Origin of the sequence: Paenibacillus faecalis, from assembly GCF_900289175.1 — a bacterium.
Classification (GTDB): domain Bacteria; phylum Bacillota; class Bacilli; order Paenibacillales; family Paenibacillaceae; genus Paenibacillus_AQ; species Paenibacillus_AQ faecalis.
Genome location: NZ_LT985747.1, coordinates 4,576,418 through 4,602,243, shown reverse-complemented (window position 1 = coordinate 4,602,243; position 25,826 = coordinate 4,576,418). Strand labels below are relative to the sequence as shown.

Sequence of the window (25,826 nt, the reverse complement as noted above, 5' to 3'; positions counted from 1 at the left end):
TCTTAGCCATTCCATTCCATCGTAAATCATAACATATTTATATGGACAAATAAACACGGGCTCATCCCTTCTTCGGCTTTAAAAGTGACGATTTTCGGAGTACGTGCAGCACACTTCTTTCCAGCTCTTGATAGGACTTTCCCAATGCTCCTTTTCTAACGATAAAAATAATATCCATATGCTTTGCTATCTCATGTTGATGACTGCGAACAATTTCTTTTACCTGTCGTCTCAAACGGTTGCGGACCACAGCGTTTCCAATTTTTTTACTGACAGATATACCAACCCGAAATTGCTCAATATCTTTCTTGTAAGACCAATACACCACAAATTGATGATTGGCAAAAGACTTTCCATGACGATACACACGACTGAAATCAGCCCTGTTCCGTAAACGCAGTTTTTTTTGCACCTGTCTCTCCCTTGCCTGCCTTAAGGATTATTAATCTTTCACCATCGGCGTCCGACAGCATTTCTTCCTAATATATAGTATAGTCACACCACCCATGCGGTAAACGACATAACAGACGCTTGATTATGAAATGACAATATCAAATTCGCGAGTAAGCGCCCTGAATCGACTGCATAAGTGACGAACAGCGTTAAAATTTAAAAAAAGACCACCTCAGTGGTCTTCGTGGCATCGTGAATCACTATTCAAGCATTAAGCGCTCAATACTTTTCTGCCTTTTTGACGGCGACTCGCCAACACTTTACGTCCGTTTTTAGTGCTCATTCTTTTACGGAATCCGTGGTTTTTCTTACGTTTGCTTACATTTGGTTTGAAAGTCATTTTCATGATCGCTGCACCCCCTTAAAAGGAATCTGAAATTAACATATAACAAGGAAAAACGGTTCGCCATCATTAATAGATAGGACCGTTTCTGCCAAAAATATAAGAAATATGGATTAGCTGCATACTTCCTTATATTTAATAAATTTCATCACAGAAAATGCCTTTATATATTTAATCACAATCACATTCAGAAGTCAATCCATAACTTCCTGCCTCTTTTTCGAATAAGTTTTCCACATTTGATGCATGTATCCTTTTGTCTTCACGAATAATTATCCACATGGGGATAAGTGTTTTTGCTTGTTTTTATAATGCCTTTTGGCAATGATCGCTTTTTCGTTTAATTATGACTTATCAGGTTTACAGTTAACTTTAGAAGAAGTAATATGATGAAGGAAATAAGTTGTATACAAGTATACATATAAAAAAGGGGATGCACTTTATTATGAAAATCGGTCTGATCGGCCTGGGAAAAATGGGATTTAACCTGATGCAAAACATGCTGCGTCATCAACATGAAGTGGCGGCATATGATGTGAACTCTGATCTTGTTAAGCAATCATTAGATCACGGAGCTGAAGGGGTGTCTTCCCTGGAGGATCTGGTTGCAAAGCTGCCGGCCCCCCGGATTGTATGGATGATGGTGCCTGCTGGAGCCATTGTTGAATCTGTCATCGAATCGATTACCCCGCTTCTGCAAGCTGGGGATATATTGATTGATGGCGGGAACTCACACTACAAAGAATCTATTGCCCGTGCAGAGAAACTTAAAGCGCAAGGCATTCATTATTTTGATGCCGGCACTTCAGGCGGTATGGAGGGGGCGCATAACGGAGGCTGTTTCATGATTGGCGGCAATCCGGATGTATTCCCTGTCATCGAACCTGTAATTAAAGATATGGCCGTAGAAAACGGGTATTTGTATGCAGGTCCAAATGGCAGCGGCCACTTTTTGAAAATGGTGCATAACGGGATCGAATACGGCATGATGCAATCCATTGCTGAAGGGTTTGAAGTGCTTGAAAAAAGCAACTTTGACTATAACTTTGAAGATGTCGCACGCGTATGGTCGAACGGCTCGGTTATCCGCAGCTGGTTGATGGATCTGACTCAGAACGCTTTTTCAAAAGATCCGAAACTTGAAAGCATTAAAGGCGTAATGAAATCCTCCGGTGAAGGCAAATGGACTGTAGAGACGGCACTGGAATTACAAGCTAGTGCACCGGTTATTGCCATGTCATTGTTTATGCGCTATCGCTCACTTGAAACAGATACATTCCATGGAAAAGTCGTAGCAGCTTTGCGCAATGAATTCGGCGGCCATGCCGTTGAAAAATCGGAATAACGGTTTAAAACACTCCCTGCGCCAACCTGGACTATTTTGGCTTTCACCGATAGTATAAGTCCCTTTCGATATGATACAATCAATATGACTATCAGATATTCGAAATGGAGATTGTCATTATGAAATATCCTGTATCCTGGCTTCAGGGAGCCTCCCTCGGGGAGGCCATAACAAGTGAATTACGGCTTCAGATCATCAACGGAACCATCAAACCGGGCGAAGTGTTGTCTGAAAACCGAATTGCAAACGATTTCGGCACTAGCCGCTCCCCTGTTAGAGAATCCATGAAGACGCTATCTAATGAAGGATTAATCCGATTAGAGCGAATGGGCGCGGTCGTCATTGGGCTATCGCTAAAAGATATCGAAGAGCTTTATGATGTACGTTATCTCATTGAAAGCTTCGTACAGAGCCGGGTATTTGAAAACCCTCACCTGGATTTGATACAAGCTTTAGAACAGATCATTGACCGGATGAAACTAGCAGCAAAACACCGCAACTTCATAGATTTTGCTTATCAAGATCTAACTTTCCATGAAAAAATTATTTCAGAAGCACAGCATAAACGCATCCTGCATTTATGGAACAGCATTCGTCCGATCGTGATGACCGTTATGCTGATCACAACCGAAAACATATTTAGTAGCGGGGATTCCAAAATTGATTATGTGATACATAAACATATTAAATTACTACAAGAAATGAATTCTTTAGATTCGCAGCGAATTCAAGTAGCCATTCAGCAATATTTTGACGATTCCCGCAAAACTTTATATAGCAGCTTTCCCAAATGAAAACGGCACCATCCTTTTCGAACTTTTTCGAAACTTTTTTGTCGACAAGTACACAATACTTTCCTTAACGTTCATCAGCTCCATAATGTGGGTATATTATAAGTGGAAAGAAGGTATGCCTTTTGAATACGCAAAAATACATGATTGGTGTTGATATCGGAACGACAAGCACAAAAGCCGTACTATTTTCTGAAAGCGGAAAAATCATGGCCAAATCAAGCGGTGAATATCCGCTCCTCACGCCTGTTCCATCGTTTGCTGAACAAAATCCCGATGAAATTTTCGAAGCTGTTATATCCTCTGTTAAAGGGGTAGTAACGGGCAGCGGCATCGATCCGAACCAGGTACTGTTCATCTCCTTCAGCTCAGCAATGCACAGTGTTATTGCCGTTGACAAGAACGGAAAACCACTGACCGCTTGCATGACCTGGGCTGACAACCGAAGCTCGGATTGGTCTCTAAGACTGAAGAATGATTTCGGAGGACATGAACTGTATTTAAGAACGGGCACACCGATTCACCCCATGTCCCCGATCACCAAACTCATGTGGCTTCGCCATGAAAAGAAGTCGGTGTTTCATCAATCAGCGAAATTTATTTCGATTAAAGAATATGTCTTTTTCAAATTATTTCATCAATATGTCGTTGACCATTCGATCGCCTCTGCTACCGGTTTGTTAAACCTGAGCACCTTGAATTGGGACGAGGAAGCTTTAAAGATCGCCGGCATTACTAAAGATCATCTGTCAACTCTAGTTCCGACTACGCACATCATGACCGGACTGGATACCGATTATGCAGCTGCTATGGGTCTTTCTCCCTCAACCCCATTCGTGCTGGGAGCAAGTGACGGCGTGCTTTCCAATCTCGGCGTCAATGCGGTTGGCCCCGGTGTCGTCGCCGCTACCATCGGAACCAGCGGTGCCATTCGAACCGTTGTGGATAAACCGATGACCGACCCCAAAGGACGGATTTTTTGCTATGCACTGACTGAAAATAAATGGGTCATCGGCGGCGCAGTGAACAACGGCGGCATGATCTTCCGCTGGGTCCGAGATCAATTCGCCGCATCCGAAGTCGAAACGGCAAAACGGCTCGGCATCGATCCGTATGAAGTGCTGACCAAAATCGCAGAACGGGTTGCTCCCGGTTCCGACGGTCTTCTCTTCCACCCTTATCTTACTGGAGAACGTGCCCCCTTATGGGACCCGAACGCTCGCGGTTCCTTTTTCGGCCTCACCTTACACCATCAGAAGGAGCACATGATTCGGGCTGTACTCGAAGGTGTTATTTTTAACATGTACACCGTCTTGCTCGCCATGGAAGAGCAGATGGGAACACCGGCCAAAATTCATGCTACTGGCGGCTTCGCCCGCTCTCCAGTCTGGCGTCAGATGATGGCTGATATATTCAATCAGCAGGTGATCGTCCCTGAAAGCTACGAAAGTTCCTGTCTTGGGGCTGCTGTACTTGGTCTTTACGCTGTAGGGAAAACCGACTCCCTGGACATTGTGGCCGATATGGTAGGCGATACACATATTCATAAGCCTATACCAGAAAACGCTGAAATCTATAAGAGCCTGCTGCCGATCTATATCCGAATTTCCCGCAAACTAAAAGAAGACTATGAAGCTATCTCCGCTTTTCAGCACAAATTTATCAAGTTTTAAACGTTCTTTGTTCTCGATCACACAACAAAAAGGGTGTCTTAAGGTCATGGGCCTATGGAGACACCCTTTTTCGTCTGTTTGAAAAATGCTCCAAGTACGAATATTCCCCCTACCTGGCACATATAACGATTGAAGGAAAGGTTACCCACAGCCCTGGCTGCCAGCTTCACTTTTCTCCCTCAAGTTAAAAATCTGAACAATTCTATTTTACGTGCGCACAACCTGTGCATAATTTTTTTCGTATTCTTACCAATGTTGTCGAAACCCAAACAAATTATAAACAATATATAGTGGTGTGAATAAAAATTATGCACAACGTCTTGAATTTGTGGATAAAATGAGCTGATGCATTGAAAACAAGCCCTTCTTTTGCTATGATGATATTACTTTTGGATGTGAATATGTGAATGAACCCTCCATATTATCAACAGGCTGTGGATAAAGTTGTGAACAATTTCAATTTATCCATATTTTTTTGTTTTTAAGGAGTCTAATGTTGGGGATAAATCTACATCATTCATTTTCTTTCGACATTTCCACTCATGGCTCTAGCCGCATTTGGAAGATTTAAAGGAGTGACAGTTTTGGATAGCCATACTTCCGAATTATGGCAGCAAATTTTATCAGTCATACAAACCAAGCTAAGCAAACCGAGCTTTGATACTTGGTTTAAAGCCACCAAAGCATTAACACTGAATGATCACTCCGTTGTCATTTCCGCTCCTACTACTTTTGCCGTGGAATGGCTGGAAAGCAGATATACCAAATTGGTCAGCTCGACGGTGTATGAAGTATTGGGTAAGCAGGTTGACGTTCGGTTTGTCATTGAAGAGACCAAACCCGCTGATCCCGCCCCGCAACAGCCGTCTCAGCCCCAACAGGTATCCAGTGATGAAATTCAGTCTCATATGCTAAATTCCAAATATACGTTCGATACCTTCGTCATTGGCTCGGGCAACCGGTTTGCACATGCTGCCTCGCTAGCCGTGGCCGAAGCTCCGGCGAAGGCATACAACCCGCTGTTTCTTTATGGTGGCGTAGGACTTGGTAAAACACATCTGATGCATGCGATCGGACACTATATTTTGGAGCATAATCCGAGCAGTAAAGTCGTGTACATCTCTTCCGAGAAATTCACCAATGAGTTTATCAACTCGATTCGGGACAATCGGGCTGAAAGCTTCCGCAACAAATACCGAAACGTTGATATTCTGCTCATAGACGATATTCAGTTTCTGGCTGGCAAAGAGTCGACACAGGAGGAATTTTTCCATACCTTCAATGCACTGCATGAAGAACGGAAGCAGATCATTATTTCCAGTGACCGACCACCTAAGGAAATCCCTACGCTCGAAGAACGGCTTCGTTCCCGCTTCGAATGGGGACTCATTACCGATATTCAGCCGCCGGATCTGGAAACACGAATCGCGATTCTTCGTAAAAAGGCCAAGGCCGAGAACCTAGACATCCCGAATGAAGCGATGATGTATATCGCCAATCAGATCGATACGAATATCCGCGAACTGGAGGGTGCACTCATACGCGTTGTCGCCTACTCCTCACTTACGAACCAGGATGTAACGACTCATCTTGCAGCTGAAGCATTAAAGGACATCATTCCTTCCAGCCGTCCTCGAATGATTACGATTCAGGACATTCAGCAAAAGGTCGGAGAATATTACAACCTGCGTATGGAGGATTTTAAAGCTCGAAAACGAACGAAGGCAGTCGCATTTCCAAGACAGATCGCCATGTATTTATCCCGAGAATTGACGGACTTTTCCTTACCTAAGATCGGAGAAGCTTTTGGGGGACGCGACCATACGACGGTCATTCATGCCCACGAAAAAATCAGCAAAGCGCTTAAAACCGATCAGGAACTCTACAAAGTGATTAATAATCTCACGGAGAAAATCAAAAATCCAACCTGAACAAGTTCAAAGCCTATGCACAATCTATACACATGTGGATAGGCTTAATTTTATGTCTTTTCTAGGCTTATCCACATATTCAGTGTCCCTACTACTGATACTATTAATAACTAATAATAATTATCCTTATAGAAGGTTCTGCGATAATCGGTGCTGACCGATGTATTTCAAACTTTCGTATTTATCCGCAAGGAGTGAAATTGATGAAAATCAGCATATTGAAAACTTTTTTGAATGAATCTATCCAGCATGTTTCCAAAGCTATTTCCAGCCGGACTACGATTCCAATCCTGAGCGGAATTAAACTGGACGTAAATTTTCAAGGAGTAACATTAACCGCAAGTGATACGGATATATCCATACAGTCCTTTATACCTGCAGAAGATGAGAAACAAACGATCGTGCAAGTGGAGCAGCCAGGCAGCGTCGTTTTACCTGCCAAATTTTTTGTAGAAATTATAAAAAAACTCCCTTCAGAGGAAATTCAGATGGAGGTTAAGGAAAACTTCCAAACCTTTATTGCTGCAGGATCTACTGAAATTCAAATGATCGGCCTCGATCCTGAAGAGTTTCCGGTTCTTCCAAACATCGATGGAAGTCCGACCTTTTCTTTGCCTGGCGATTTGTTGAAAAATATGATAAAACAAACGGTATTCTCCGTTTCAACCCATGAAACGACACCGATTTTAACAGGCATACTGTGGCATCTGGAAGATAGCGAACTCAAGTTTACGGCAACGGACCGCCATCGTTTGGCAACACGTTCTGTGCAGTTGGAAGGTGCGGAAGATATTAAATTCAGCAATGTTGTTATTGCCGGTAAAACTTTGAACGAGCTAAGTAAAATCATTCCGGATCAGAACACGCTAGTTGATATCGTTGTATCTGACAATCAGGTTTTGTTCAAAATCGATCGCGTCCTGTTCTACTCTCGTATTTTGGACGGAGTTTATCCTGATACTTCTAGAATTATTCCGACAACTCATAAAACAGAACTGATTTTGGATACAAAAAAATTGAGTGATTCCATCGACCGTGCTTATTTGCTGTCAAAAGAGGAAAAAACAAATATTGTGCGTATGCAGACGATGGAACATGGGGGCATCGAAATTTCCTCCAGCTCTTCCGAGCTCGGTAAAGTACGTGAAGAGGTTGAACTGGTTGATTTTAAAGGGGAGTCGCTGAGAATTTCATTTAACTCCAAATACATGCTGGATGTACTGAAAGTTATCGAAAGCGAGCAGCTGCTGATCGCATTTACCGGTGTCATGAGCCCGATCATACTGAAACCTCTTGACGATAGCCAGAGCAAGTATGTGATTTTGCCGTATCGTACGACCAATTAAAGTTATCCACAGAGTGAAAATGAAAGGAAAACATGATGAAGCAAATTGTTATCCACAGTGAATATATTAAACTTGATTCGTTTTTGAAGCTGGCAGACTGTGTACCTACAGGTGGTATGGCGAAAGCTCTGCTGCAGGATGGTGCGGTTTTGGTCAATAGCGAGCTGGAGGAGCGGCGTGGACGCAAATTGTATCCGGGCGACATTGTAGAGGTGAAGGATTGCGGTTCCTTCCAGGTAGCCACGGAGTAAATCAACCTCCCGTAGCGACAAGACGAGGGAGAGGATTAATTTGTTTGTTAATAACATCAGCCTGCTGAATTATCGAAATTATGAATCACTGCGGCTGGACTCCTTCGGAGACGTAAATCTCATCATCGGACAGAATGCACAGGGCAAAACCAATTTGGTGGAAGCCCTGTTCGTTCTTGCGTTGACCAAAAGCCATCGCACGTCCAAAGACCGGGAACTGATCTCCTTCGAAGCGGCCAGTTCGCATATATCGGCTGAGATAAACAAGAAATACGGTGCTTTGAAGCTGGAGCTGTCATTATCTCCACAAGGAAAAAAGGCTAAGATCAATGGGTTGGAGCAGCGGAAGCTGAGTGATTTCATCGGGTCGCTGAATGTGGTCATGTTCGCGCCGGAAGATTTGGAAATTGTGAAAGGAACACCGGGGGTTCGCCGCCGGTTTCTTGACATGGAGATCGGGCAAGTGGCTCCAAGCTATTTGTTTCATCTGCAGCAGTACCAGAAAGTGCTTCTTCAACGAAACAATTTGCTGAAGACGCTTTGGGGCAAGGACGATTCACAGCAGGCGATGCTTGATGTTTGGAATATCCAGTTGGTAGAGCATGGTGTTAAAATCGTCAAGAAGAGGAAACAATTTATAAAAAAGCTGCAAAAGTGGGCTGAATCGATCCATCAAGGGATTACGAATGGAATTGAAGAGCTGCGATTGCAGTATCTTCCATCGTTCTCAGACGGAGAGGAAGAAGATGAAGCTGTCTTATTTGAATCATTTATGATAAAATTATCACAATTGAAAGAGCAGGAACTACGGCGCGGTATGACACTCGCAGGTCCTCATCGGGACGATCTGGCTTTTTTTATAAACGACAAGGAAGTGCAAACGTACGGATCACAGGGTCAGCAGCGGACAACGGCGTTGTCTCTTAAACTGGCGGAAATAGAGCTGATACAGGAAGAAATCGGCGAGTATCCTGTACTGCTCTTGGACGATGTGCTCTCGGAACTTGATCCTTATCGTCAAACTCAGCTGATTGAAACATTCCAGACGAAGGTGCAGACTTTCATCACAGCGACGGGGATTGAAAGTTTGAACACCGACAAATTGAAGGGTGCCAGCATTTATCATGTCCATAACGGACAGGTTGACTCTTAAGGAGTGGATTCGTATATATATTCATTTAGGTGGAGAAAAAATTATACGTTCATCGGAGCTGATTGGCATATTTGATGTTTCCATTGAGAAATCTTCAAAAATATCCAAGCAGTTCGTCACGTATGCGCAGCAGCATAAGGTGGTTGAGTATATTGGCGAAGAGGACCCTAAATCCATCGTCGTCACCAAGAGCATCGTTTATTATTCCCCGATTTCTTCTGCAACCCTGAAGAAACGAGCAAACATATTTGTTGCTTACGCATAAACAGAATCTGTAGAAGTAGGTGAAAGCATGTCTATGAATCAACCAGCTTATGATGAGAATCAGATTCAGGTATTGGAAGGATTGGAAGCGGTCCGAAAGCGTCCGGGCATGTACATCGGATCGACCAGTACGAAGGGTCTGCATCATTTGGTGTGGGAAGTGGTGGACAACAGCATCGATGAAGCGATGGCCGGAATATGCGATCACATTGAGGTTATTGTTCATCAAGATAATAGTATAACGGTTATAGATAACGGGCGGGGGATTCCGGTCGGTGAGAACACCAAGCTGAAGAAATCGACGCTGGAAGTTGTAATGACTGTACTTCACGCCGGTGGTAAATTTGGCGGTGGAGGATACAAAGTATCGGGCGGCTTGCACGGTGTCGGTGTATCGGTTGTGAATGCTCTGTCTGAAAAGCTTGTTGTTCAGGTTAAGCGTGACGGGCATATCTACCAGCAGGAATACCGTCGTGGAATACCACAGTACGATATTAAAGTCATCGGGGATACCGAAGAACATGGAACCATTGTCACTTTCTCGCCAGATCCAGAAATTTTTACAGAAACGACAGAATATGAGTACAATACGCTGCTGACACGGATTCGGGAGCTGGCTTTTTTGAACAAGGGGATCGCCCTCACTTTGACCGATGAGCGTACAGAAACATCCAACCGTTTCAGATTCGATGGCGGTATTATAGAGTATGTCAAATATTTGAATGAGAAGAAGGAAGCCCTTCATGAGGAACCTATCTATGTTGAGGGTTCTCGTGACAACATCCAGGTTGAAGTATCTCTTCAGTATAACGACAGCTATACAGAGAATATTTACTCTTTTGCGAACAACATCAATACCCATGAGGGCGGAACGCATGAATCAGGCTTCAAGAGTGCGCTGACTCGTATTATCAATGACTATGCCCGCAAGACAGGCATGATCAAAGATAACAGTTCCAACCTGACAGGAGATGACGTTCGTGAAGGTTTGACTGCGATCATTTCAGTCAAAATTCCGGAGCCGCAGTTCGAAGGACAAACCAAGACCAAACTCGGGAACAGTGAAGTTCGGGGGATCGTAGAGTCTTTGTTTGCAGAGAAGCTGCAGGAATTCCTTCAAGAAAATCCTTCGGTTTCCCGTCGTATTCTTGAAAAAGCACTTCAGGCTTCACGTGCTCGTGAGGCAGCTCGCAAGGCACGGGAAATGACGCGCCGTAAAAGTGCTCTGGAGGTCAGTGCTCTCCCGGGCAAGCTGGCGGATTGCTCCTCCAAGGATGCATCGATCAGTGAGCTTTACATTGTCGAAGGGGACTCCGCAGGCGGTTCTGCCAAGCAGGGCCGGGATCGTCATTTTCAGGCGATTCTTCCGCTGCGCGGGAAGATTTTGAACGTAGAAAAGGCACGGCTTGACCGCATCTTGTCCAACGCAGAAATCCGGGCGATTATTACAGCGCTTGGTACTGGCATCGGGGATGACTTTGATTTAAGCAAGGCAAGGTATCACAAGGTCATTATTATGACCGATGCTGACGTTGACGGTGCACATATCCGTACACTGCTTCTAACCTTTTTCTACCGGTATATGCGGAAGATTGTAGAAGCGGGATATATATACATTGCTCAGCCGCCGCTTTATAAAATTGAGCGCAACAAGGTAATTCGTTACGCTGGTTCAGAAAAGGAACGGGATGAGATCATTCAAGGCTTTGGTGAGAATGCGAAATACAACATTCAACGGTATAAAGGTCTTGGTGAGATGAATGCTGAACAGTTATGGGAGACGACAATGGACCCGGAAAGCCGGACCATGCTTCAGGTAACGATCCAGGATGCGATTTTGGCTGACAGCATTTTCGATACGCTGATGGGCGATAATGTTGAGCCGCGTCGCGACTTTATCCAAGAACATGCGAAGCTTGTTCGTAACCTTGATATATAAAAGAAACGCCATCGATCCTTATAAAAGGGATGCTGATGGCGTTTCTTCTTCATTCAGCAATGTTTTGAATCGCAGTAACTGGCTGTTAATTTGCCCTTTTCTTTTTGGTTGTGCTTCTTCCGTATGCATTGGCGTATTTTCTCACCTTTTGGTATATACTTTGATCTTTGAAAAACTTCTTGAACGGGAATAAGGCCGGTTTCGTGTTCACTTCCAAAATCCATATGTTCCAATTGGAGTCGATAGCTACATCAAGACCGATTTCCTTTAAATTTGGAAAAGATTTCTGCAGCTGTGAAGCGATATTAGTCCCAAGCGTATGCAGCTCTTTTCGAATATTATTGATCTCTTCTGATGTCATATGCTCACTCATCAGCACTTTGAAATGTTTGACAATGCCTCCGCTGTGATGATTCGTCACAATTTTGTTTTTTGCTGCAACGCGGCCGATAATGCCGGTGCTTTCCCATGTTCCATAAGGATTTTTTTGCACGAGTACCCTGAGGTCAAAGCTATTGCCTTTGTATCGGAGCATTCTAATGCCCTGTTGAATCAAGTATGTCTTACCTTGGCAAATGCGGTTAACTTTATTGTGGAGCTGTTCTATCGTTGTGAAATGTTCTTTTTTCGTCTCGTACTGAAGAACATATGATTTTTCATTATCGGGTAGTTCTGATTCTGACTCACTGGAATCCATCATTTCAACACACATCACGCCATTGCCATAGGTTCCCCGATCTGGCTTGATATAGACAAATGAATGCGTCTCGAGCATTTGTTCAAGGGCATCAAAGGAATATAGGCGGGTATCCGGTACATAAGGGGCGAGTCCTTTGTTTTTCAGGATGCTTTTCGTCTTTGTCCATTTGCTTGAAACGCGCTGTACAGTCAACCAATTTCATCCTTTCCGGTCCGTTTTTAATAAAATTGATAGAAATTATCATTTAAGTCAGAAATCATGAAGATTACACTTCTCTGTCTTGAAAACATAGGACAAGGACAGTAAACAATGATATAATATAAAGATGTGAAGATTTGTATTTGTTTATCATGATTCCTGTAATCCTTTGCCCTGCATTGTATGTGAAAATTAGCGCGGAGGACAGGGCGCTTCCCTAGTTCCGGGCAAAAATACATTTTTTGTGGCGTTTCAACAAGCGATGTTTAATTGTGCTCCTTTTGTGAAAGGAATATAATTGAAATTAAAAGATTTGCATTGTTTTTCATTATTTTGCTTTTTTCACATAGATCTAGGCACGGTTTGATTTAGGAAAAAGAAGGAGGTCCAGCATGGCGGAAGAAAATTTTTCCCAAATTAAAGATCGGGACATTGGTACAGAGATGCGCGAGTCCTTTATGGATTATGCGATGAGTATCATTGTAAGTCGGGCTCTGCCAGATGTGCGGGACGGATTAAAGCCAGTTCACCGTCGTATTTTGTATGCGATGTCTGAACTTGGAATGGCCCCGGATAAACCACACAAGAAATCAGCAAGGATCGTTGGTGAAGTTATCGGTAAGTACCACCCGCATGGTGACTCGGCCGTTTATGAGTCCATGGTACGGATGGCACAGGACTTCTCCATGAGGTATACGCTTGTTGACGGACACGGTAACTTTGGTTCCATCGACGGGGATATGGCGGCGGCCATGCGGTATACGGAAGCCCGTTTATCCAAGGTTGCTATGGAAATGCTGCGTGATATCAATAAAGAAACCATTGATTTTGTCCCTAACTATGACGGTGAGGAACAGGAACCTGTTGTTCTGCCGGCACGTTATCCAAACCTGCTTGTAAATGGTGTATCTGGTATCGCTGTCGGTATGGCAACTAATATTCCGCCTCATAATCTTGGTGAAGTGATCGATGGTGTCCAGGCGCTCATTCAGAATCCGGATATTACTTCTATGGAGCTAATGGATTATATCCAGGGTCCAGACTTCCCAACTGCAGGTTACATTATTGGGCGTGCGGGAATTCGTCAAGCGTATCAGACAGGTCGCGGTTCTGTAACGATGCGTGCCAAAGCGACGATCGAAGAAAATAATAATAAAGCTAGAATTGTAGTCCATGAAATTCCATATCAGGTAAACAAAGCACGTTTGGTTGAGAAAATTGCCGAGCTTGTTCGTGATAAACGAATTGATGGCATTACCGATCTGCGGGATGAATCGGACCGTAATGGTATGCGCATCGTCATTGAGCTGCGGCGCGATGTGAATCCGAACGTTGTGCTGAATAACTTGTATAAGCATACTTCGATGCAGACTAATTTCGGTATTAATATGCTTGCGATCGTTAACAATGAGCCGAAAATTCTAAATCTGCGGGATATGCTTTACTACTATTTGGATCACCAGGTTACGGTGATTCGCCGCCGGACTGAATTTGAACTCAGAAAAGCGGAGGCTCGTGCTCATATTCTCGAAGGTTTGCGAATCGCTCTGGATCATCTGGATGAGGTCATTGCCCTCATTCGTGCTTCACAGACGACAGAAGCAGCCCGAGAAGGCTTGATAGAACGTTTTGGTCTTAGCACCGAGCAAGCTCAAGCGATTCTCGATATGCGTCTACAGCGTCTGACAGGTTTGGAACGTGAGAAGATCGAGAACGAATATCAAGAGCTTATGAAGAAAATTGCCGAGCTTCGTGAAATCCTTGCGAATGAGCAGCTGATTTTGCAAATCATCAGTGAAGAGCTTCAAGAGATCAAAGAGCGCTTCAATGATGAACGTCGTACGGAGATTACGATAGGTGAAGACAGTATTCTGGATGAGGATCTTATTCCTCGCGAGGAAGTTATCATCACCATCTCTCATACCGGTTATATCAAGCGTCTGCCGGCTAATACGTACCGCAGTCAGAAGCGGGGTGGTCGCGGGGTTGTTGGAATGGAGACGAAGAGTGAGGACTTTGTGGAGCATCTCTTCGTAACGAATTCCCACCACTACCTGATGTTCTTTACGGATAAAGGTAAGGCGTATCGCTTAAAGGCCTACGAGATTCCGGAGCTTAGCCGGACAGCACGCGGCACACCGATTATCAACCTGATTCAGATCGAGCAGGGGGAAACGGTTAACGCGGTCATTCCGGTAGAAAACTTTGAAAGTGATCAATATTTGTTCTTCGCAACCTGTCAGGGTGTCGTCAAGAAAACACCGCTTGAAGATTACATCAACATCCGTAAAGGCGGATTGATCGCAATTAATTTGCGTGAGGACGATTCCCTGATCGATGTTAAGCTGACAGACGGCCAGCAGGAGATTATTATGGGTACCGCTCACGGCATGTCCATCCGATTCCAGGAAAGCGACGTACGATCCATGGGTCGGAGCGCTACAGGGGTCAAGGGCATTACACTGGATGAGGATGATTCGGTTATCGGAATGGATGTTGTGGACCAAGATCTGGATATATTGATCGTAACAGCCAAAGGTTATGGTAAACGGACTCCGGCAAGCGATTATCGTTCACAGACCCGGGGCGGTAAAGGGATCAAAACGATCAATATAACGGAGAAGAACGGCCCTGTTGTCAGTCTTAAAGTGGTGAAAGCCGAAGAGGATCTGATGATTATTACGGCCAGCGGCACGATTATCCGCACCAGCATAGAAGGTATTTCTACTATGGGACGCTATGCGCAGGGAGTTAAATTGATCAACATTCGTGAAGACGATGCTGTATCCACTGTATGCCGCGCTGATAAGAGCGAGGAGCCTGATGACGAGGAAGATGAATCTGGGGTAGACAATGCCAATGATGAACCATCGGAGCCATCTGCTGATTAGATAAGCGTAAACAGCTCGCCGTCTTTGATAGGTGAAGCTTGTGTTCGCGAAAAAAATCTAAGCATAAAGTATAGTAGTTAGATCTTCATGAAGAGCATGGATGCATGACGCGCATTCATGCTCTTTTTCAAAATATGAATTTGATAACAAAGAACTATTCACGATGAAGAAAGTGTTTACGAGTAACAATGTACATATACAGGTATTTAGTCTTGGACAGGCTAAGGAATTGGTACTATAATGTTGTTTGAATTAAGGTAAATTGGCTGCCGTTAGTAAAAAATCAAGCTGACGAATAAATGGAGAGGTTGATCATGACAATCAGATCCGTTAATGATTTACAAGCTGGTGTCAAACTGACTCAAGATGTGCATACGCCACTTGGCGGCCTTTTATTCCAAAAGGGAAAAGTTTTACTGCCTAGAGATTTGGATGTGCTAAAAGCTTTTTTGGTGAAGCAGGTGAATGTCGAGGGCTCAGATGGGGACACTACGAAAATTCCGACTGTTAAAACAGCAGGGCAAAAACCTGCACTTATCTTTTCGGATGTGGAAAATGCAGTAACTGATGAAGCTGCCAGAAAAGACCAACCTCTTCATGAGGAATATGATAATACGCTTAAATTGGTAAAAGGCTGCTATCAGTCAGCTCTTACAGGAGAGCTGGAAATGTATGAAGTCCGCAACCAGATGGAAGCCTTATTGAAGCATCATAAGGATTACGACATTCTGAAATTTTCGCCGCGTATGACCAGTCGCCATGAGTACAGATATCACCATGCTGTATTATGTGCATTATCGTCGTATAAGCTAGCTCGGTGGATCGATCTTCCGCAAAAGGATTGGCTGCAGATCGCTTTTGCCGGATTATTGCATGATATTGGGAACTGTAAGATTGATCCTCTTCTATTGAATAAACCGACCAAGCTGACAGCTGAAGAGAAAGAAGAAGTGCGCTGCCATACAACTTACGGTTATCAGATATTAAAAAATGTGACGGCTGTAAATGAAGGTGTGCGGCTAGCTGCTCTTCAGCATCATGAAAAAGTAGACGGATCGGGCTATCCTCTCCGTCTTGAAGGTTCAAAAATTCATATTTATGCCAGAGTTATTGCGGTAACGGATATTTTTCATGCTATGACACTAGATAAGCTCTACCAAGGGGCGCAATCTCCCTATATTGTTCTGGAGCAACTTCAGCTTGAGGCATTTGGCAAATTGGACCCAGTGATTGTTCAAACGTTCATCAATAAAGTAACATCTTTGCATAATGGCACAAAGGTTCGTTTAAGCAATAATGCTGTAGGCGAGATTGTATTTACAGACAGTTTGCATCCTACTCGCCCGATGGTTTCTGTTAACGGTCAGATTATCAATCTTATGCAGCAGCGACAGCTATTTATAGAAGAAGTTATTTCTTAAATAAAAATGATTGACTTATTATATTGTGTTGTGATATATTATTTCTTGTCGCTTTAAGCGAGATAATATATCACAACAATTCTTTGAAAAAAGTTTTTTTAAAAAAAGCTTGCTAAAATCAAATGGATATGATATATTATAAGAGTTGCTGATGCGAACGAGTTTCGCCGGTAACATCGAAGAAGTTGATCTTTGAAAACTGAACAACGAGTGAGTTAAACCGATCTTGCATTAGCAAGATCATAGAGAAGTAAAATTCTCGTCAGTTTTTCTATAATGAGCTAATCGCTCTTTCAATTTATTGGAGAGTTTGATCCTGGCTCAGGACGAACGCTGGCGGCGTGCCTAATACATGCAAGTCGAGCGGAGTTTTTAAGGTGCTTGCACTTTAAAAACTTAGCGGCGGACGGGTGAGTAATACGTAGGCAACCTGCCCTGAAGACTGGGATAACTACCGGAAACGGTGGCTAATACCGGATAATTTATTTCGCTGCATGGCGGAATAATAAAAGGCGGAGCAATCTGCCACTTGAGGATGGGCCTACGGCGCATTAGCTAGTTGGTGAGGTAACGGCTCACCAAGGCGACGATGCGTAGCCGACCTGAGAGGGTGAACGGCCACACTGGGACTGAGACACGGCCCAGACTCCTACGGGAGGCAGCAGTAGGGAATCTTCCGCAATGGACGCAAGTCTGACGGAGCAACGCCGCGTGAGTGATGAAGGTTTTCGGATCGTAAAGCTCTGTTGCCAGGGAAGAACGCTTGGGAGAGTAACTGCTCCTGAGGTGACGGTACCTGAGAAGAAAGCCCCGGCTAACTACGTGCCAGCAGCCGCGGTAATACGTAGGGGGCAAGCGTTGTCCGGAATTATTGGGCGTAAAGCGCGCGCAGGCGGCTCTTTAAGTCTGGTGTTTAAACCCGAGGCTCAACTTCGGGTCGCACTGGAAACTGGGGAGCTTGAGTGCAGAAGAGGAGAGTGGAATTCCACGTGTAGCGGTGAAATGCGTAGATATGTGGAGGAACACCAGTGGCGAAGGCGACTCTCTGGGCTGTAACTGACGCTGAGGCGCGAAAGCGTGGGTAGCAAACAGGATTAGATACCCTGGTAGTCCACGCCGTAAACGATGAATGCTAGGTGTTAGGGGTTTCGATACCCTTGGTGCCGAAGTAAACACATTAAGCATTCCGCCTGGGGAGTACGGTCGCAAGACTGAAACTCAAAGGAATTGACGGGGACCCGCACAAGCAGTGGAGTATGTGGTTTAATTCGAAGCAACGCGAAGAACCTTACCAGGTCTTGACATCCCTCTGACCGGTACAGAGATGTACCTTTCCTTCGGGACAGAGGAGACAGGTGGTGCATGGTTGTCGTCAGCTCGTGTCGTGAGATGTTGGGTTAAGTCCCGCAACGAGCGCAACCCTTGATCTTAGTTGCCAGCAGGTAGAGCTGGGCACTCTAAGGTGACTGCCGGTGACAAACCGGAGGAAGGTGGGGATGACGTCAAATCATCATGCCCCTTATGCCCTGGGCTACACACGTACTACAATGGCTGGTACAACGGGAAGCGAAGCCGCGAGGTGGAGCCAATCCTAAAAAGCCAGTCTCAGTTCGGATTGCAGGCTGCAACTCGCCTGCATGAAGTCGGAATTGCTAGTAATCGCGGATCAGCATGCCGCGGTGAATACGTTCCCGGGTCTTGTACACACCGCCCGTCACACCACGAGAGTTTACAACACCCGAAGTCGGTGGGGTAACCCTTAAGGGAGCCAGCCGCCGAAGGTGGGGTAGATGATTGGGGTGAAGTCGTAACAAGGTAGCCGTATCGGAAGGTGCGGCTGGATCACCTCCTTTCTATGGAGAATCGTTCTCTGCAACGAGAACATTCAAATAAAGGCTGACCTCAAGGTCGCCAATCAACTCACTCGTTGGTCAGTTTTGAGAGTTCAACTCTCAAAAAGAATGTGTTTTGATCCTTGAAAACTAGATAACGAAACGAATTTGCGAATTAGAAATATCCTTTTAGCTGAACTTGTGTCAAGTAATTGACCAAGGAAGTAAAAAGTAGCACGCGAAAGATTCGTGACAGGTGATCCTTTGAGAGCTTGTTTCATCCTTGGTCATAATCCGATCAAGAAACAAGCGAACAACAGAGCGCATGGCGCGAAACTTGAGCAAATGGTTAAGCTACTAAGAGCACACGGAGGATGCCTAGGCGCTAGGAGCCGAAGAAGGACGTGGCGAACAACGATACTGCCTCGGGGAGCTGTAAGCAAGCTTCGATCCGGGGATGTCCGAATGGGGAAACCCGGCTGATGTCATAGTCAGTCACTACTGCCTGAATACATAGGGCAGTCAGAGGCATACCCAGGGAACTGAAACATCTAAGTACCTGGAGGAAGAGAAAACAAGAGTGATTCCGTCAGTAGCGGCGAGCGAACGCGGAACAGCCTAAACCAGAGAGCTTGCTCTCTGGGGTTGTGGGACGTTCCACATGGAGTTACAAAGGAACGNCTGCAACTCGCCTGCATGAAGTCGGAATTGCTAGTAATCGCGGATCAGCATGCCGCGGTGAATACGTTCCCGGGTCTTGTACACACCGCCCGTCACACCACGAGAGTTTACAACACCCGAAGTCGGTGGGGTAACCCTTAAGGGAGCCAGCCGCCGAAGGTGGGGTAGATGATTGGGGTGAAGTCGTAACAAGGTAGCCGTATCGGAAGGTGCGGCTGGATCACCTCCTTTCTATGGAGAATCGTTCTCTGCAACGAGAACATTCAAATAAAGGCTGACCACAAGGTCGCCGATCTCTTTGCGAAAGCAAAGACACCAAATCAGGTTTAGGCCTGTTACTCACTCGTTGGTCAGTTTTGAGAGTTCAACTCTCAAAAAGAATGTGTTTTGATCTTTGAAAACTAGATAACGAAACGAATTTGCGAATTAGAAATATCCTTTTAGCTGAAACTTGTGTCAACAAGTTTTAACAAGAAAAGTAGCAGCGAAGGTTTTGAGGCTGGGGATCCTTTGGAAGCTCATTTCAACCATTGTTTATTCAATAAAGGAAATGAGCGGACAACAGAGCACCAGACGCAAAACCGGAGCAAGAATGGTTAAGCTACTAAGAGCACACGGAGGATGCCTAGGCGCTAGGAGCCGAAGAAGGACGTGGCGAACAACGATACTGCCTCGGGGAGCTGTAAGCAAGCTTCGATCCGGGGATGTCCGAATGGGGAAACCCGGCTGATGTCATAGTCAGTCACTACTGCCTGAATACATAGGGCAGTCAGAGGCATACCCAGGGAACTGAAACATCTAAGTACCTGGAGGAAGAGAAAACAAGAGTGATTCCGTCAGTAGCGGCGAGCGAACGCGGAACAGCCTAAACCAGAGAGCTTGCTCTCTGGGGTTGTGGGACGTTCCACATGGAGTTACAAAGGAACTCATTAGATGAAGAGGTCTGGAAAGGCCCGCCAGAGAAGGTAACAGCCCTGTAGTTGAAAATGTGTTCCCTCCGGAACGGATCCCGAGTAGTGCGGGGCACGTGAAACCCCGTATGAATCTGCCAGGACCATCTGGTAAGGCTAAATACTCCCTAGCGACCGATAGTGAAGCAGTACCGTGAGGGAAAGGTGAAAAGCACCCCGGGAGGGGAGTGAAATAGAACCTGAAACCGTGTGCTTACAAGAAGTCAGAGCCCAATTGATGGGTGATGGCGTGCCTTTTGTAGAATGAACCGGCGAGTTACGTTTACGTGCAAGGTTAAGGCGAGAAGCTGTAGCCGCAGCGAAAGCGAGTCTGAATAGGGCGAGTATAGTACGTAGACGTAGACCCGAAACCGTGTGATCTACCCCTGTCCAGGGTGAAGGTGCGGTAACACGCACTGGAGGCCCGAACCCACGTATGTTGAAAAATGCGGGGATGAGGTGGGGGTAGCGGAGAAATTCCAATCGAACTCGGAGATAGCTGGTTCTCCCCGAAATAGCTTTAGGGCTAGCCTCGGAGTAAAGAGTCGTGGAGGTAGAGCACTGATTGGGTGCGGGGCCCGCAAGGGTTACCAAGCTCAGTCAAACTCCGAATGCCATAGACTTATATCCGGGAGTCAGACAGTGAGTGCTAAGATCCATTGTCAAGAGGGAAACAGCCCAGACCATCAGCTAAGGTCCCCAAGTGTGTGTTAAGTGGGAAAGGATGTGGAGTTGCACAGACAACCAGGATGTTGGCTTAGAAGCAGCCACCATTTAAAGAGTGCGTAATAGCTCACTGGTCGAGTGACTCTGCGCCGAAAATGTAACGGGGCTAAACACACCACCGAAGCTATGGCTTGATGCTTGCATCAGGGGTAGGGGAGCGTTGTATAGGCGTTGAAGGTGTACCGTAAGGAGTGCTGGAGCGTATACAAGTGAGAATGCCGGTATGAGTAACGAAAAGATCAGTGAGAATCTGATCCGCCGAAAGCCCAAGGTTTCCTGAGGAAGGTTCGTCCGCTCAGGGTAAGTCGGGACCTAAGGTGAGGCCGAAAGGCGTAATCGAAGGACAACAGGTTGAAATTCCTGTACCACCGTAAACCGTTATGAACGATGGGGTGACGCAGGAGGGTAGTGACGCGGACTGATGGATGTCCGTCCAAGCAGTGAGGCTGATGTGTAGGCAAATCCGCACATCGCAAAGGCCAGGCTGTGATGGGGAGTGAAAATTGTAGTAGCGAAGGTCATGATCTCACACTGCCAAGAAAAGCCTCTAGTCAGGTGAAGGTGCCCGTACCGCAAACCGACACAGGTAGGCGAGAAGAGAATTCTAAGGCGCGCGGAAGAACTCTCGTTAAGGAACTCGGCAAAATGACCCCGTAACTTCGGGAGAAGGGGTGCCCCGGTAGTGTGAATAGCACGAGGGGGCCGCAGTGAATAGGCCCAAGCGACTGTTTAACAAAAACACAGGTCTGTGCGAAGCCGTAAGGCGAAGTATACGGGCTGACGCCTGCCCGGTGCTGGAAGGTTAAGGGGAGTGGTTAGGAGGCAACTCCGAAGCTATGAACCGAAGCCCCAGTAAACGGCGGCCGTAACTATAACGGTCCTAAGGTAGCGAAATTCCTTGTCAGGTAAATTCTGACCCGCACGAATGGCGTAACGATTTGGGCGCTGTCTCAACGAGAGATCCGGTGAAATTTTAATACCTGTGAAGATGCAGGTTACCCGCGACAAGACGGAAAGACCCCATGGAGCTTTACTGCAGCTTGATATTGGATTTGGGTACGATCTGTACAGGATAGGTGGGAGCCTAGGAAACAGGAGCGCAAGCTTCTGTGGAGGCGCCGTTGGGATACCACCCTGATCGTATCTAGGTTCTAACCTAGTGCCGTGATCCGGTACGGGGACAGTGTCTGGTAGGCAGTTTGACTGGGGCGGTCGCCTCCTAAAGAGTAACGGAGGCGCCCCAAGGTTCCCTCAGAATGGTTGGAAATCATTCGAAGAGTGCAAAGGCAGAAGGGAGCTTGACTGCGAGACCTACAAGTCGAGCAGGGACGAAAGTCGGGCTTAGTGATCCGGTGGTACCGCATGGAAGGGCCATCGCTCAACGGATAAAAGCTACCCTGGGGATAACAGGCTTATCTCCCCCAAGAGTCCACATCGACGGGGAGGTTTGGCACCTCGATGTCGGCTCATCGCATCCTGGGGCTGAAGTAGGTCCCAAGGGTTGGGCTGTTCGCCCATTAAAGCGGTACGCGAGCTGGGTTCAGAACGTCGTGAGACAGTTCGGTCCCTATCTGTCGTGGGCGTAGGAAATTTGAGAGGAGCTGTCCTTAGTACGAGAGGACCGGGATGGACGTACCGCTGGTGTACCAGTTGTTCCGCCAGGAGCACAGCTGGGTAGCTACGTACGGACGGGATAAGCGCTGAAAGCATCTAAGCGTGAAGCCCCCCTCAAGATGAGATTTCCCAATTTAGTAAGACCCCTTGAAGACGACGAGGTAGATAGGTTGGAGGTGGAAGTGCAGCAATGCATGGAGCTGACCAATACTAATCGGTCGAGGGCTTATCCAAAAGAAACCCCAAAAAGTGAAGCGAAGCTTTGGAGCAACGCCGATTACTTTTCGGGGACCCCGAACTGGAACCCACCAAAGTGAAGAAAAGCTTTGAAGCTGATTCCGAATACTTTGGCGGGGCCCGGAAAGATCTTACGATCTGAAGGGAAATGCTACGGATTCTAATAACGCAAATGTTTCGTATCTAGTTTTCAAGTGATCAAACACTTGAATCGTTTGGTGACGATGGCGGAAGGGTTCCACGCGTTCCCATCCCGAACACGACCGTTAAGCCTTCCAGCGCCGATGGTACTTGGACCGAAGGGTCCCGGAAGAGTAGGACGTTGCCAAGCGATAACCACTGTCGATATTTCGATGGTGGTTTTTATTTTTTGGTCGGAAAATAATAGATCTATAAATAACAGAAATAGAAGAAAATGTGACACTATTGATGAAGATTTTGTTACCGTTGTAAATAAAAAAATCAGTATAATAGAATTATTCATAAGCCAAGGCATAAGTCTGTTACAAGGCACTTTTTCCTATATTTTCTCGTTTGTATAGGGTATAAGTTTTTAAGTCTGAAGGCAAGTTTCTCCATAGACCAAGTCAGTGGAATGATGTTCTGATGCTCGGTTAATGTGGGGAAAGGAGGACGAATGGATGTTGTATAATAGTCGACTGCGGCTTGCCGGAATCATATGTGCATGTACTATATTGATTATGGGAACCGGATGCGGGTCATCAGCCCAGCCATCTTGGGAATCTTTTGTCGGAGCGGCTAATGTGAAATCCTTTCCAATACCAAAGGAAGCGAATAAGACCGAGCAAACGAAGGGAAATAGCGACTTGGATTATGTTCGCTATGCGCTGCCGGGATTAAAGGAATCCGAGGACCTTCCAGAGCCTTATCTCGAGGTGATCGAGTCATGGGGCTGGAGCGAAAAGAAGGAAGAACAGGATGGTTCATCGTTAGTTTTTGAAAAAGGGGAAAGCATCGTTAACCTTACGGTGTATGATGGCTTTTTAATTATATCGGTACCTGCACCGCTTAAGAAAGAAGCAATTCAAGGATTGGAAAGTAAGAAATAACCTCTCCATCAGGAAGAGGTTATTTTTTTTATTTGGTTTAGTTTTTTCGCATCTTTAATTTAGAATGCCACACGCTTATTTAAATTACTGTTTGTAGTATGATATATCCAGATTGCTGAACTTGATCATACCTTCTTTTTGCTGTCCTGAGAATCGCAGCAGGGCATAATAACGTGGCACGAGCAACCAAATATGCCAAAACAGAAGCGACACGACAAATGACAACGGTGACCAGAAAGCCATAATACCGAACAAGCACAAGCTAATCCAGGTCGTATGGATTTGTACTTTAGTAAAAACCCGAGAATTTACATGCTGGTCAGGCATATAACCGAGCCACGGCGCTTTTACGGAAAACCGCCATTTTTTTTGATAAGTAGAGCCAAGAAAAAACAATACAGACCGGCCGATGACAAAATGAATCCATAAGACAAGCGCAAAGGCTATCAAGAAGAAGAGAAAGCTGTACCAAGACATGACGATCATTTCTGCAGCAACTGCTACACAGGGGAGGATAAGATACAGCCATATGAGGTACTTGGAAATCGATACTTTTTTGAGCAGCCGGTATTGATAAAAGGTAGCTTGGCCATGAGGTTGTTCTGCCACGAGCTTGCTGGCCTCCTTTAATGGACATTTAGACAAAGATAAAAGTCTTTTATGTTTTTATCGGTTAAAAACTTATTTTTGTAAAGCGCTTAAGTACAGACACCATGTTGAAATACAGACATATACATATTAAAGCAAGAGGAGACACTATGAAAAGGTTTAAAATGGTAGAAACTGTGTCATACTAATAGTAAAAGAAGCAAGGTGGGGTGGCTCATGGATGAGATGAAAGAACACGTCTGTATTATATGCAGCCAGGTTAAACAAGAAGGAATTACAATTATATCACAATTTGTTTGTGAGGAATGTGAATCTGAGATTGTAAATACGGATGCGGAAGATGCTAAATATCATTTTTTTATTCATCAATTAAAGCAGATCATCGTGCCTAATAAAGTTTAGCAGAACATCATGTTCGAGGCCTGATAGAAGGAGGGCCTTTTTTTGTTGCAGGTGGATAAAAGGGGAAAGGCATAGGCGTAGGTTTCATTTTACGATAAAATAGGGTAGAGGATATAACCGAAAAGGAAATTAGGAAGTGGATATGGATAGAGAGAGAGCACCATTAATAGAAGCATTGCTGACCTATAAAAATAAGGCTAATATATCGTTTCATGTCCCAGGACATAAAAACGGGAAAGTATATGACGGAATCCAGGACGCTGAACTGTTCAGCGAGGTTATGAAAATAGATGTAACGGAGATTAGCGGCACGGATGATCTCCATCACCCGGAGGGTGTGATCCGTGAAGCACAGCTGCTGGCAGCCGATTGTTTTGGGGCGGAGGAGAGCTTCTTTCTGGTTGGTGGCAGCACAGCCGGAAATCTGGCGATGGTGTTGACGGTTTGCAGTCAGCCGGGTGATTTAATCCTCCTTCAGCGCAATGTCCATAAATCGGTTTTGAATGGACTGATGCTTGCGGGTGCCAGGGCTGTATTTTTGGAACCGCAGATCGATGAATATAGCGGGCTTGCTGTTATGCCATCGCAAGAAACGGTAAGAGCTGCGTTAGCTGCTTATCCGGAGGCAAAGGCTGTCTTTGTGACGTCACCCAATTATTATGGAATGGGCAGTGATTTGAAGGAATTGGCGGACTTATGTCACGCAAACGAGGTGCCTTTGTTGGTAGACGAGGCGCATGGCGCACACTATGGTATGCATCCGGATCTGCCGGAAAGCGCTTTGTCTTGTGGAGCTGACGGTGTCGTTCAGTCCACTCATAAAATGCTGTCTGCGATGACCATGGGCTCCATGCTGCATGTGCAAGGACGTCTTCTGGACCGCAGCTTGCTTCGCCAGCGGCTCGCTATGGTCCAGAGCTCGAGCCCATCATACCCTGTGATGGCCTCGCTCGACCTGGCCCGGCGCCTGCTGCACGCGCAGGGCCCTGGCGCCTTCACGGCGGGC

At 45.6% G+C, this 25,826-nt stretch carries 18 protein-coding genes and 3 rRNA genes; 17 read left to right on the top strand and 4 right to left on the bottom strand.

Annotation, left to right across the window (positions count from 1 at the left end):
* Positions 1-61: 61 nt before the first annotated feature.
* Positions 62-412, bottom strand: a complete 351-nt coding sequence (gene rnpA / locus C8268_RS21535) for a ribonuclease P protein component (protein WP_106769582.1) — start codon at positions 410-412, stop codon at positions 62-64.
* 252 nt (positions 413-664) lie between these two features.
* Positions 665-799 carry a 50S ribosomal protein L34 gene (gene rpmH, locus C8268_RS21530; RefSeq protein WP_106769581.1) on the bottom strand — a complete coding sequence of 45 codons (135 nt, stop codon included), beginning with the start codon at positions 797-799 and terminating at the stop codon, positions 665-667.
* A 442-nt stretch (positions 800-1,241) separates the two neighbouring features.
* On the opposite strand from rpmH, the gene gnd reads away from it, so the two are divergent.
* The 9 genes from gnd (at position 1,242) to gyrB (ending at position 11,489) form a co-directional block, all read left to right on the top strand.
* The gene (gene gnd, locus C8268_RS21525; protein WP_106769580.1) at positions 1,242-2,141 is read left to right on the top strand and encodes a phosphogluconate dehydrogenase (NAD(+)-dependent, decarboxylating); all 900 of its coding nucleotides are present in this window, start codon (positions 1,242-1,244) and stop codon (positions 2,139-2,141) included.
* A gap of 119 nt (positions 2,142-2,260) precedes the next feature.
* Positions 2,261-2,935 (top strand): GntR family transcriptional regulator, encoded by a 675-nt coding sequence (locus C8268_RS21520; protein ID WP_106769579.1) that lies wholly within the window; start codon positions 2,261-2,263, stop codon positions 2,933-2,935.
* A 140-nt stretch (positions 2,936-3,075) separates the two neighbouring features.
* Positions 3,076-4,605 (top strand): gluconokinase, encoded by a 1,530-nt coding sequence (gene gntK, locus C8268_RS21515; protein ID WP_106770060.1) that lies wholly within the window; start codon positions 3,076-3,078, stop codon positions 4,603-4,605.
* A 584-nt stretch (positions 4,606-5,189) separates the two neighbouring features.
* On the top strand, positions 5,190-6,536 hold the full coding sequence (gene dnaA, locus C8268_RS21510) for a chromosomal replication initiator protein DnaA (RefSeq protein WP_106769578.1): 1,347 nt from the start codon (positions 5,190-5,192) through the stop codon (positions 6,534-6,536).
* Between the two features lie 203 nt (positions 6,537-6,739).
* Complete coding sequence (gene dnaN / locus C8268_RS21505) at positions 6,740-7,882, top strand: DNA polymerase III subunit beta (RefSeq protein ID WP_106769577.1); 1,143 nt, start codon at positions 6,740-6,742, stop codon at positions 7,880-7,882.
* 35 nt (positions 7,883-7,917) lie between these two features.
* Positions 7,918-8,133, top strand: coding sequence for a S4 domain-containing protein YaaA (gene yaaA, locus C8268_RS21500; protein WP_106769576.1), 216 nt, complete (start codon positions 7,918-7,920; stop codon positions 8,131-8,133).
* A gap of 40 nt (positions 8,134-8,173) precedes the next feature.
* Positions 8,174-9,286 carry a DNA replication/repair protein RecF gene (gene recF / locus C8268_RS21495; protein ID WP_106769575.1) on the top strand — a complete coding sequence of 371 codons (1,113 nt, stop codon included), beginning with the start codon at positions 8,174-8,176 and terminating at the stop codon, positions 9,284-9,286.
* Positions 9,287-9,299: 13 nt separating this feature from the next.
* Entirely contained in the window at positions 9,300-9,551 is a 252-nt protein-coding gene (gene remB, locus C8268_RS21490) for an extracellular matrix regulator RemB (protein ID WP_106770059.1), read from the top strand.
* A 27-nt stretch (positions 9,552-9,578) separates the two neighbouring features.
* Positions 9,579-11,489: a DNA topoisomerase (ATP-hydrolyzing) subunit B gene (gene gyrB / locus C8268_RS21485; protein ID WP_106769574.1), complete on the top strand. Its 1,911-nt coding sequence runs from the start codon at positions 9,579-9,581 to the stop codon at positions 11,487-11,489.
* A gap of 85 nt (positions 11,490-11,574) precedes the next feature.
* Here gyrB and C8268_RS21480 read toward each other — a convergent pair whose 3' ends face one another.
* Positions 11,575-12,381, bottom strand: coding sequence for a YheC/YheD family protein (locus C8268_RS21480; RefSeq protein WP_106769573.1), 807 nt, complete (start codon positions 12,379-12,381; stop codon positions 11,575-11,577).
* A gap of 398 nt (positions 12,382-12,779) precedes the next feature.
* On the opposite strand from C8268_RS21480, the gene gyrA reads away from it, so the two are divergent.
* The 6 genes from gyrA to C8268_RS21450 all read left to right on the top strand — a co-directional run bounded on the left by gyrA (position 12,780) and on the right by C8268_RS21450 (position 23,809).
* Complete coding sequence (gene gyrA, locus C8268_RS21475) at positions 12,780-15,278, top strand: DNA gyrase subunit A (protein ID WP_106769572.1); 2,499 nt, start codon at positions 12,780-12,782, stop codon at positions 15,276-15,278.
* A 314-nt stretch (positions 15,279-15,592) separates the two neighbouring features.
* Positions 15,593-16,699, top strand: coding sequence for an HD-GYP domain-containing protein (locus C8268_RS21470; protein ID WP_106769571.1), 1,107 nt, complete (start codon positions 15,593-15,595; stop codon positions 16,697-16,699).
* A 298-nt stretch (positions 16,700-16,997) separates the two neighbouring features.
* Positions 16,998-18,552 (top strand): 16S ribosomal RNA (locus C8268_RS21465).
* A gap of 1,254 nt (positions 18,553-19,806) precedes the next feature.
* A 23S ribosomal RNA gene (locus tag C8268_RS21460) occupies positions 19,807-22,736 on the top strand.
* 217 nt (positions 22,737-22,953) lie between these two features.
* Positions 22,954-23,070: ribosomal RNA gene (rrf, locus tag C8268_RS21455) — 5S ribosomal RNA — on the top strand.
* The 16S, 23S and 5S rRNA genes sit together here, the layout of an rRNA operon.
* A 310-nt stretch (positions 23,071-23,380) precedes the next feature.
* Entirely contained in the window at positions 23,381-23,809 is a 429-nt protein-coding gene (locus C8268_RS21450) for a hypothetical protein (RefSeq protein WP_106769570.1), read from the top strand.
* A gap of 84 nt (positions 23,810-23,893) precedes the next feature.
* Here C8268_RS21450 and C8268_RS21445 read toward each other — a convergent pair whose 3' ends face one another.
* Positions 23,894-24,418: a hypothetical protein gene (locus C8268_RS21445; protein ID WP_106769569.1), complete on the bottom strand. Its 525-nt coding sequence runs from the start codon at positions 24,416-24,418 to the stop codon at positions 23,894-23,896.
* 216 nt (positions 24,419-24,634) lie between these two features.
* Between C8268_RS21445 and C8268_RS21440 the strand changes: the two genes are divergently transcribed.
* Complete coding sequence (locus C8268_RS21440) at positions 24,635-24,820, top strand: sigma factor G inhibitor Gin (RefSeq protein WP_106769568.1); 186 nt, start codon at positions 24,635-24,637, stop codon at positions 24,818-24,820.
* A 142-nt stretch (positions 24,821-24,962) separates the two neighbouring features.
* On the top strand, positions 24,963-25,826 hold an 864-nt coding region (locus tag C8268_RS21435), incomplete at its 3' end, for an aminotransferase class I/II-fold pyridoxal phosphate-dependent enzyme (RefSeq protein WP_158702797.1).

Excerpts from the sequence above, each read along its gene's own strand:
- rpmH (WP_106769581.1), bottom strand. The coding sequence starts at position 799 with ATGAAAATGACTTTCAAACCAAATGTAAGCAAACGTAAGAAAAACCAC.
- gnd (WP_106769580.1), top strand. The coding sequence starts at position 1,242 with ATGAAAATCGGTCTGATCGGCCTGGGAAAAATGGGATTTAACCTGATG.
- C8268_RS21520 (WP_106769579.1), top strand. The coding sequence starts at position 2,261 with ATGAAATATCCTGTATCCTGGCTTCAGGGAGCCTCCCTCGGGGAGGCC.
- gntK (WP_106770060.1), top strand. The coding sequence starts at position 3,076 with ATGATTGGTGTTGATATCGGAACGACAAGCACAAAAGCCGTACTATTT.
- dnaN (WP_106769577.1), top strand. The coding sequence starts at position 6,740 with ATGAAAATCAGCATATTGAAAACTTTTTTGAATGAATCTATCCAGCAT.
- yaaA (WP_106769576.1), top strand. The coding sequence starts at position 7,918 with ATGAAGCAAATTGTTATCCACAGTGAATATATTAAACTTGATTCGTTT.
- gyrB (WP_106769574.1), top strand. The coding sequence starts at position 9,579 with ATGTCTATGAATCAACCAGCTTATGATGAGAATCAGATTCAGGTATTG.
- gyrA (WP_106769572.1), top strand. The coding sequence starts at position 12,780 with ATGGCGGAAGAAAATTTTTCCCAAATTAAAGATCGGGACATTGGTACA.
- C8268_RS21470 (WP_106769571.1), top strand. The coding sequence starts at position 15,593 with ATGACAATCAGATCCGTTAATGATTTACAAGCTGGTGTCAAACTGACT.
- C8268_RS21450 (WP_106769570.1), top strand. The coding sequence starts at position 23,381 with ATGTTGTATAATAGTCGACTGCGGCTTGCCGGAATCATATGTGCATGT.
- C8268_RS21440 (WP_106769568.1), top strand. The coding sequence starts at position 24,635 with ATGGATGAGATGAAAGAACACGTCTGTATTATATGCAGCCAGGTTAAA.